Raw genomic sequence first — 9,203 nt, forward strand, 5'->3', positions numbered from 1 at the left:
CAGCCTCCTAATATGTTGATATAATTTTTATTTTTTCTTTTAGTGTCGGTTCCGTATATTGTTCAATTATTTTTTTAGCAACAGCTTCCCGACTTTTATTAATCTTAAGTTCTGCCAGTTCTAGTGCCTCCTCAATTGGCATTACAACTGGTAAATCATACGTATCAATAATTAATTTTAAACGCTCTAATTGTGTTCCCTTTACAATTGTTGGTCGCAACCCAATCTCTGAAAAGGCATCTTGTAGCGCAAGATCTGAAAGGGTTCTATATTTTTCAGAAACTGGTCGATGGCCATCAGGTGACATCTCAAATTCAATCGGCAAATGAACAGCATCTGTATACCACTGTTTTGCATGTAAATTGGCGACTTGACCATAAGCATTCAGATAACTTTTAAAAAATGACTTAGCCGGTATGCCTAAAATAGCCTTGCTACTCTATGGAAAAATTTTGATCCTGGATTTATCCCTACTTTCATTCGTACCGTACCATAAACCCATTCATTAAGTACTGAGCCATCTGATATAAAACTACTATAATCCTTGTATAGCACTGTCTCTTCTCGCACACGCTCTTCAAACCTTTTCAAACCCAATGCCATCAGCTCAGTTGCATTCATATCCTCAAAACGTCGACCAGGGTATAACTCTGTCAATATTTCCCTAGCTGATTGGGCATTGATCAAAGGAATCCCTGTGGCGATAGATAGTGCAGTCGTCGTTGTCGTTTTACCTGTCGAATAGGTACCTGAGATGACTAAGCGAATTTCCTTTTTAGACATTATCTATTGTCTCCTCTCTCTTTTGGTATCTTATGTGCAATATTTCCGCTAAACATCACATCTTCATCTATCGTCCCACCCTGCAACTCTAATATACGCCATTCATCTGCACCTCTTTTTAAACTTGTACTTTTGACAATTTCACCCATTAGCATTATGGGCGTCACATCCTGAAAAGGCTTCTTAATTTTAGCTTTTATTGTTCTCATCCAAAGTGTGTCACTATCACATCGATCGATGTCATCAAAATTATAAGCCATCACTTGGGCGAACTGTGAAACGATAATTAACCATTCTAAAATAGAAATCGTGTGACTATGATCACTTGCAAGGCCCTGATATGAGGCATCATGAATAACTTCTCTAACAACATCACAGATGGCATATTTTTCAGACAATAGATCGATATTGACTAAATCATGCGTCGAATTCTTTAAATGGTTAGCTGTGTAATTGATTGATCCAACTGAATTTAAACTAGATGGAGTCGTATCATACGCTGTTAAAGATAAACTTATCTTCATACCTAATATAGTTACTTTTGCCAGATAACGATTTTGATCTTCGCTTATTGTCTTTAACCTAATCGGGATATGTGTTAAATCCTCTATTGGTGTTGCACCTGCTTTGATTTCAAAACTATCATTGAACAGTGATGCAATAGGATGTGGTGAATTCACTATCTCTAGATATTTTTCAACGATACCTATTGCAAGGATAATCCCATCCAGACTACTCAGATGAGGTGTTAACGCAATATTTTTCTTTTTTGACCAACCCAACTTCTGAGTTAAGGCAATATACCCTAAATAGCCAGCCTCATCTTCCTTAAAGTCAAAAATATCTGAATAAGTTGTTTGTTTATGTCCATTACCAAAATAACGTTCATCATACCGACCTAGTATTTTATCAACTAACATATTTCCCTTTTCCTTCTTAAATTGCTTAGCCTATCTTAAATAGACTCACTACTCAATCATAACTTGTGATATAAAAAAAAACATCCGTATGTTCCGAATGTTTTTTTGCGGTACACCGCAAGCGATCTAAATTATACCAGTCGTAATTTCAAACTTTCCCTAACAGCGCCAATACGGGAGTTTACACCAAGCTTTCGACAAATATTTGAAACATGTGTTTCTACCGTACGTCGGCTGATAAATAAAGCCTTGGCAATTTTTTCATTTGTATATTCTTCAACTAACAATCTTAAAACGTCAAGTTCAATTTCAGATAGTAACACTTGTTGCTGAGGTGCTACTAAAAAATCAGGAATGATATGGTTACCATTCGCAACATTTATAATACAACCAATCAATTCCTCATAGCTGACTTCTTTTCTTAAAAATGCTTTGACACCTAATGTTAACGCACGTTTATGGAGCAGCTCTTCATAGAAGCCAGAAATTAAAATAATTTTTAAGTCTGTATACCCCATAGCATGTATCTGATTGATCAACTCAAAGCCATGTATTTCTTTAAGCATTAAATCCATAATCACAACATCGATAGGCTTATGTTTTAAACAGAGTAAAAACTGCTCAACATTATCATAGCTGCCAACCACATTAAATTTATCAACTGATTGTAATTTTTCTTCAAGACCATGCAGCACTAGCTGGTGATCATCAATTAGGGCTAAATTGATTGTCATGTCGTCATCTCTTTCATTACTGGAATCTTAAACTTAATACAAGTCCCTTTTTCTGTGTGAATGTGTAATTCACCGTTTAGTAACTTTAACTTTTCTTTAATAATATCTAGTCCAAAATGATTAGCATCTGTGGCTGAGTTCTCTTTGGTAACAAATTTACCATCATCTTTGATCTCGAACAGGTAATAGCCATCGTTTTCTGTGATAGAGACAATAATTGTTTTAGCTTCACCATGAAAAATACTGTTATGGATTAACTCTTTAATTGATCTAAGCACAAAATTACTCATCTTTTCCGATAACTGTAGCATAGCTACTTCTATCTTTATCGTAATCAAGACAGGATATTTCTTTTGGAGTTGGTTGACCATATTGTCTAATGCATTTTTTAAGCCTAATTCTTGAATCATTAAAGGGTAGACATCAGCACATAATTCTCTTAAGAGATAAATCGTTTCCTCTAGCATATCAACTGCTTCTGGTATGTCAGGAACGTTATCTTTTTCTTTTAATTTTCGAGTGAAAAATACGATATCTTGGATGATTGTATCATGAATATGTAGAGATATTTTTTCACGCTCTTCTTCAGCAACAAAAAATGAGGTCAAATTATCACTTTCATCTCTGTCTTTTCTGATGACAGATACCATCTCACCGATAATCATTAATAAGGCATAATAGAGTAAAAACGCATAAGTACATAGTAGTGGAAATGGCACATAATGACTCAATGCAATGAGTAAAATCATCACAATCGTTACAATTACTGTAATAGCCAAATACAAAACTTGCTGATGAATTCTATAGCGAAACAGAAAACTTTTGGATAGGGTTAACCTATGAAATAGGGCAATGAGTGGCAAGCCTAAAAAAGGGATCACGATAGAAAAAGGAGTTGACCAACCTAACTGTAGGAAATAACAAAAGAAAAAAGGAAGGATACTTAGTAAGCTAAGTAAAACTAGATTTGCATCACTCTTGTTATGATGATGATTAAAAATATGCCCTATACCAATCACAAAGATGGATAAGAACAAGCTGTAAAAAATGCCCTTATCTAAATAATTGATCACGTGCATCGGCATGTCTGTCATCAAATTAGCCAATAGTAAAAGCGTGTTACAGATGAATACGACAAAACAAAATAATGCTGTCCGATTATGCTTAGCTTGTTCTTTTAAGAGATAAGTTTTATAAGAAAATACACTAATCAACAAAGGCAATAAAGAGATCATGATAATCAGAATGCTACGACCGACAGTGTTACCAATACTAGAGGGGACGATAGATAATAAAGTAAAGATGATACTAACTAAAAAATAGTAGAAATAAGTACTTCTTTTACTAATAATTTGTCTTTGACTATACCAAGCTAAGAAGAGTAACAAGATTACGACAAGGACCAAAAATTCATAGAATCGATAGATATTGACTTTATTTTTTTTAAAGGTATAAGAAAATGACTTCCCATCTCTCTCTACAGTTATCTGTTTGGCTTGTTCCACCAGTAACCATTTTCTAATCCCTTGGTTTTCTCCTGGTGCTGTGCCATCAACAGACAAAATTTTATCTTCGATTAAAAGACCTGTTCGTTCAGCCGCACCATCTTTTTGAATTTTTGTAATTTCCCAACTATTGTCATGTTGTATGACGCCAATCCCCAGATAGGTAGGGCTGTGCATAGTTGAGTAGTAAAAAACAGCTAGGCAAGCCACAATCAGGTAAACGACTATACTTTGGTAGACATAATGATTTTTGGTCTTATTTCTCTTCACGTCAAGTCTTCTCCTATCTATTCTTATAATCTTTACCTCTCAAACTTGTGATAAGTAGCAAGTTTAATCTCTAGCACGACTCATCTAAATCACTTGGTAAAAAACCTTTAGGTACTACTATAGCATAGATTATAAAAATTTCAAATTTCAATATAATAGCTAGTTGCATCAAAAAAAAAATAAAAGCATTAAGCTAAACATTAATGAAGACAAACAAGAACACGCCAACTATAGTGGCACCTCATATAAAAAGTGATTGATACTTTGGTTATCTATCACTTTCATATTGATTTAATTGACCAAACTAATTGGGTAAAGTTATGGGTTAAGGTGCACACATCTCTCTGACAAGTTCATCTTTAATGACGATATTTTCTGTCTTAAGCTCGTCTATGGCTGCTTTAAACCGCGGTAAGTATCGTTCATGTGCGATAAAGAGCTCATTCATGACTTGCTTAGCTGTGTCACCTGACTGAATCAACGGATTAATCGTGAAGGCTTGTAGGGCTGTGGCATAGTCTCCAGTAACAGCCGCTTCGATCGTCAGTAACTCCATGGCTTTCATCACTTGTAACCAGCCTTTTTCAGCAGTTGGTAATTCTCCAAATGCGACATTTCTAGCACCTTGAGCCCCGATATAGGCTGTCACTTCGACAACACAGTCTGCTGGGAGATCAGGAATGGCTCCGTCATTTTTTGTTGATACCACGATTTCGGTATTTTTATTGCCATAGATAGAGGCGATCGTTTCACATGCAGCATCTGAATAATAAGCCCCTCCACGTTCTTCTAACTGTTTAGGTTTGTAATCTAACTCAGGATCTTTGTACAACTCGAATAATTCATGCTCGATCTGTTTGACCTGCTGGGCCCTAGTCCCTACAGTCGCATATTCTTCCAAGCCGTGTTTTAACATTTCCTCTGCACGATAATAATAGCGATGATAGCCACATGGAATCATCTTCATCTGTATTAACTGCTCTTTATAAAAATCGGCATCAAAGATATTTTTAGGTAAGCCACTATTTTCCTCATATAATTTATCGATCAAGTCTAAGGTGATGTCTTCTCCATCTTTATTCGCTACTTTATGCCAATGAAAATGATTGACCCCAGCAAACTTATAGATCAGGTCTTCCTTAGGCACACCTAAAGTTTCAGATTCTCCCATTTTTGCCATGACAGGGACATTGCACAGTCCAACTACTTTATCCCATTTACCATATCTGATGATAGCCTCTGTCACCATACCACTAGGATTGGCGAAATTAATTAACCAGGCTTTGGGACATAGTGCTTTCATATCCTCGACAATATCCAAGATCACAGGAATTGTTCTAAATGCTTTAAACATCCCACCAGCACCATTGGTTTCCTGGCCTAAAAAGCCATAGGAGAAAGGAATGCGTTCGTCCTTGATACGTGCGTTCAACTGCCCAACACGAAACTGCGTCGTCACAAAATCGGCATCTTTTAAAGCAAGTTTTCTGTCCAATGTTGTGTGAATCTTAACATCATAGGGTGTCGCATCCCACATTCTTTGCGCCATCTTGCCAACAATTTCTTGTTTGTCTTTACCCTCTTCGACATCTACAAGCCATATCTCTTTTATCGGCAACTCATCATAGCGTTTGATAAATCCTTCCATCAGCTCAGGCGTATAACTACTCCCACCACCGATGGTTGCAATCTTGACTTTTTTCTTCATGGTCTATCTCCTTTACTTTTTTACAACTTTAGTGTATCATAAAGAAAATTAAATTTGCAGTTTTTTACATATTATAAAAGTTATTATACAAAAATAGCTTAAAAATAGCCTTTTAATTCGAATTTTTTAGTCAAACGCATGATTATCAGTAACTTTAGTTGTCAAAAAATAGACTCATTATGAAAAAGGACGTGTCAGATGTTAATCAAAGAGCAACTACAAACTTATCATTTTTCATCAGCAGAACAAGTGACTGTCGATTTTTTATTAGCCCATCCAGAAGAGATACAAGCCTTAACCATCCAAACCTTAGCTAAAAAAACATTTACCCAACCCTCTACGATTGTACGTATTGCTAAAAAGTTAAATTTTCGTGGTTGGAAAGAGTTAAAACTAGCTTATTTGGCAGAATGGGATTATTTGAAACGGCATTTCACCAAAACCGATGCGAATCTGCCATTTAGTCAAACTGATTCAATCATGACAGTAACAAAAAAGATCGCTGATCTTGAACAATCAGCAATCTCAGATATCCACTCCTTGCTAGAACATGACAGTTTGTCAGCGATCAAAAGACAACTCGTTGATGCCAATAACATCCGCATCTTTGCCCAAAATGCTAACTTACTAATCTCCAAAGATTTTGCTTTAAAAATGAATCGCATCGGTAAACACGTCAGCCACTCAGAGATTAAAGGTGAAGCTCTTTACGAAGCCTATAACCTGACAGATCAAGACTGTGCCATCTTAATTTCGTATTCTGGTGAAAATGTCAGTTTACTAGCTATCAATGACGTCCTTAAACACGCAAACGTGCCGACGATCGCCATTACCAGTATCGGCGATAACCAATTATCTAGAGACTGTACCCACTTTTTGCCTATCACAACAAGAGAAAAACTTTATTCTAAAATTGGTAACTTCACGACAAATATCTCGATCATCTGTTTATTAGATATTCTTTATTCCCTAGTCTTTTCAGAGCACTATGATCAAAACCTCAAACAGCTCAGAGATAAAGGACACGCTATCGATAAACGGGTGATTAATACAGATATAATGCGGGAGAATGATTAAAGCAAAAACACCCGACTATTAAACAAAAAACATCTTAGAAAAAGACCTTGTCATCCTCACAAGTAGTCTTTGGGTCTTAAATTAGGTTAAAACACATAATAACTATCGTGTGTTATTATCCAGTAGCGAGTTTTATGAAAAAATTGAGAAGTTTATATGTGAGATCGTAATTCGTGCCTTTGATAACCTCTCCTATATTATTTCTTTTCAAGCATACCTACTCTGATTTAATTTTAAAAATTTTTTGAAACATAAATGCATTCTATACTATTTTAAAGTTAGATTGTAAATACATTATTCAACACTTCTTTTTATATGATTACCTTTACTGTTTTTTATAGTATATTTTTTAGCATTTTTTTTGATTTTACTTCTTATAATTTCATTAACATTTAAATCTAAATCATCAGCTAGCATCAAACAATAAATCATTACATCAGCTATTTCGTCCTTAATATTTTCTATATCATCAGTAATTGCTTCCTCACTTGACCGCCATTGAAAGTTTTCTAATAATTCCGAAGCTTCAAGAGATACTGATATTGCCAAATCTTTAGCATTATGAAATTGTCTCCAATTTCGATCATCTCTAAATTGGTTTAATTCTTTTATTAACTCATCCATTTATGCACCTCTTATAGCCCCACTCGTTCCTTAAATAATTTTTCTACACTCTTGTCTTCAAAATAAACAGCACAACCATCAATCCCTCTTGAAAGCAATACATAATAAATATTTAATATATATTCTGTTAATTCCGATAGGTTAAACCCATCTTTTAAAGGTATTCCACCAATATCTTTATAATTTTCTAAAACAGCCACAATTTTTTGGTTTTTTACTGTCAAATCATTACCTATAATGACTCCTGAATAATTTAAATCATATCCTTGAATAGCATGAATTGAACCAATTTCATTTTCTGAATTTGGTTTTTTTACCCAATCTACATCCGTTGAATTCCATCTTTTTAAAACATTACCTACATGCCAGTCATATGGTAATTCCTCATATTTTTTACCTTTATTTATTTTCTTTTTTCTGTTAGATACCCATTCTCTGCAATAACCAGCGATTACTCTATTAGTTGTTTTGGGATAGGCATGAGAATAATCATCTACATAATCAACGACCTCTTTCAGCGTATCTACAATTCTGAAATACTCACCTTTAAAAACATCGGAATTAAAATTTCTATCATCTGACAATTGCAAACCATATAATATACCATTTAAAAAATCTTCTCCTGTAAAACTACTATTTCCTCCAATTCTAAACTGTTGCATCAACTGCATGTTTACATAGTTTTTTGTTAGTTTTCTAATTTCTGAAGGACTGATATTTTGAGGTTTTATACCCTGATATGGGTCATATAATAAAACTAACCCGTCAGTGATTTTTTCAAGGAGAGAGATTTCCTCATCACCTTCTCTTAAATGCCTCCTTGCATTTGGTTGTCCTTTAGGATAATATTTCTTTAATTTATGCGCTTCATCTACAATAATAATATCAAATCTTTTATTATTTTTTCGAGCATCCATTATGATCTGAGAACCTGTTTGAGCTTTTAATTTTTTACTTAAACCTATTGATTTGAAAATCAAATTAAACTGCTTAGTTAAATTCCCAGTAGTAATTAATCCTATGCTTAAATTAGAATTACTTTCGGCTAACGAAAACGCTAAATTAGTAAAAATCACAGACTTTCCAGAACCAGCTGGAGCCTCTATCAAGAATTTATCCGTTTTATTCTTTTCAATTTCATCTATAATTATTTTTTGTTTTGATGACAATTGCTTGAATGGAGAATACTTAAATAAAAGTCTTTCTCTTAATTCTTCAATTTTAGGGTTATGAACTAGTCCTAATCCATATAATTCATTTTTCCAAAGTTTATAAAAAACTACCGTTAATATTTCTTCTTTATTTTTGTATACTAATTCAGTCTGTCCATTATTCCCATTAGCAAATATAAATTTTGTTAAATCAGATTCAGCAATCATATAATTTAATATCAGAGATTCCAAGTCTAAAATAGACGATGTATCAAATAAACTGGAGTATATAACTAAACAATTTGTATAACTTTTATAATCCACTTTTGGATTAATTTCATTCAGATGTTCATTATGCCTTCTTAAAAAACCATTAGTCTCTCCAACATAAATATTTTTATGATTTTGACGTTAAGTCAATTTATTAGAGT

General features: G+C 34.1%; 9 protein-coding genes. 1 reads left to right on the top strand and 8 read right to left on the bottom strand.

Features of this window, described 5'->3' with window-relative positions:
• Positions 1-7: 7 nt before the first annotated feature.
• From RU87_RS09900 to RU87_RS07685, 6 genes are all read right to left on the bottom strand, one after another.
• Positions 8-325, bottom strand: coding sequence for a hypothetical protein (locus RU87_RS09900; RefSeq protein ID WP_269447766.1), 318 nt, complete (start codon positions 323-325; stop codon positions 8-10).
• A 95-nt stretch (positions 326-420) separates the two neighbouring features.
• Positions 421-783 carry an AAA family ATPase gene (locus tag RU87_RS09905; RefSeq protein ID WP_269447765.1) on the bottom strand — a complete coding sequence of 121 codons (363 nt, stop codon included), beginning with the start codon at positions 781-783 and terminating at the stop codon, positions 421-423.
• Complete coding sequence (locus RU87_RS07670; protein WP_068163514.1) at positions 783-1,703, bottom strand: AvrD family protein; 921 nt, start codon at positions 1,701-1,703, stop codon at positions 783-785. The genes RU87_RS09905 and RU87_RS07670 overlap by 1 nt, the downstream gene beginning before the upstream one ends.
• Positions 1,704-1,834: 131 nt before the next feature.
• A complete protein-coding gene (locus RU87_RS07675) occupies positions 1,835-2,437 on the bottom strand; it encodes a response regulator transcription factor (RefSeq protein ID WP_068163512.1) in 603 nt (200 codons plus the stop codon).
• Positions 2,434-4,212 (bottom strand): ATP-binding protein, encoded by a 1,779-nt coding sequence (locus RU87_RS07680; RefSeq protein ID WP_068163510.1) that lies wholly within the window; start codon positions 4,210-4,212, stop codon positions 2,434-2,436. The genes RU87_RS07675 and RU87_RS07680 overlap by 4 nt, the downstream gene beginning before the upstream one ends.
• A gap of 325 nt (positions 4,213-4,537) precedes the next feature.
• The gene (locus tag RU87_RS07685; protein ID WP_068163508.1) at positions 4,538-5,920 is read right to left on the bottom strand and encodes a 6-phospho-beta-glucosidase; all 1,383 of its coding nucleotides are present in this window, start codon (positions 5,918-5,920) and stop codon (positions 4,538-4,540) included.
• Positions 5,921-6,118: 198 nt separating this feature from the next.
• Here RU87_RS07685 and RU87_RS07690 point away from each other — a divergent pair, with 198 nt between their 5' ends.
• On the top strand, positions 6,119-6,997 hold the full coding sequence (locus RU87_RS07690; protein WP_068163493.1) for a MurR/RpiR family transcriptional regulator: 879 nt from the start codon (positions 6,119-6,121) through the stop codon (positions 6,995-6,997).
• Between the two features lie 294 nt (positions 6,998-7,291).
• Here RU87_RS07690 and RU87_RS07695 read toward each other — a convergent pair whose 3' ends face one another.
• Positions 7,292-7,621: a nucleotide pyrophosphohydrolase gene (locus RU87_RS07695; protein WP_068163491.1), complete on the bottom strand. Its 330-nt coding sequence runs from the start codon at positions 7,619-7,621 to the stop codon at positions 7,292-7,294.
• An 11-nt stretch (positions 7,622-7,632) separates the two neighbouring features.
• Positions 7,633-9,000: a DNA/RNA helicase domain-containing protein gene (locus tag RU87_RS07700; RefSeq protein ID WP_244173070.1), complete on the bottom strand. Its 1,368-nt coding sequence runs from the start codon at positions 8,998-9,000 to the stop codon at positions 7,633-7,635.
• Between the last annotated feature and the right edge of the window lie 203 nt (positions 9,001-9,203).

It is taken from the genome of Pseudolactococcus plantarum (assembly GCF_002441715.1).
Taxonomy (GTDB): Bacteria; Bacillota; Bacilli; order Lactobacillales; family Streptococcaceae; genus Pseudolactococcus; species Pseudolactococcus plantarum.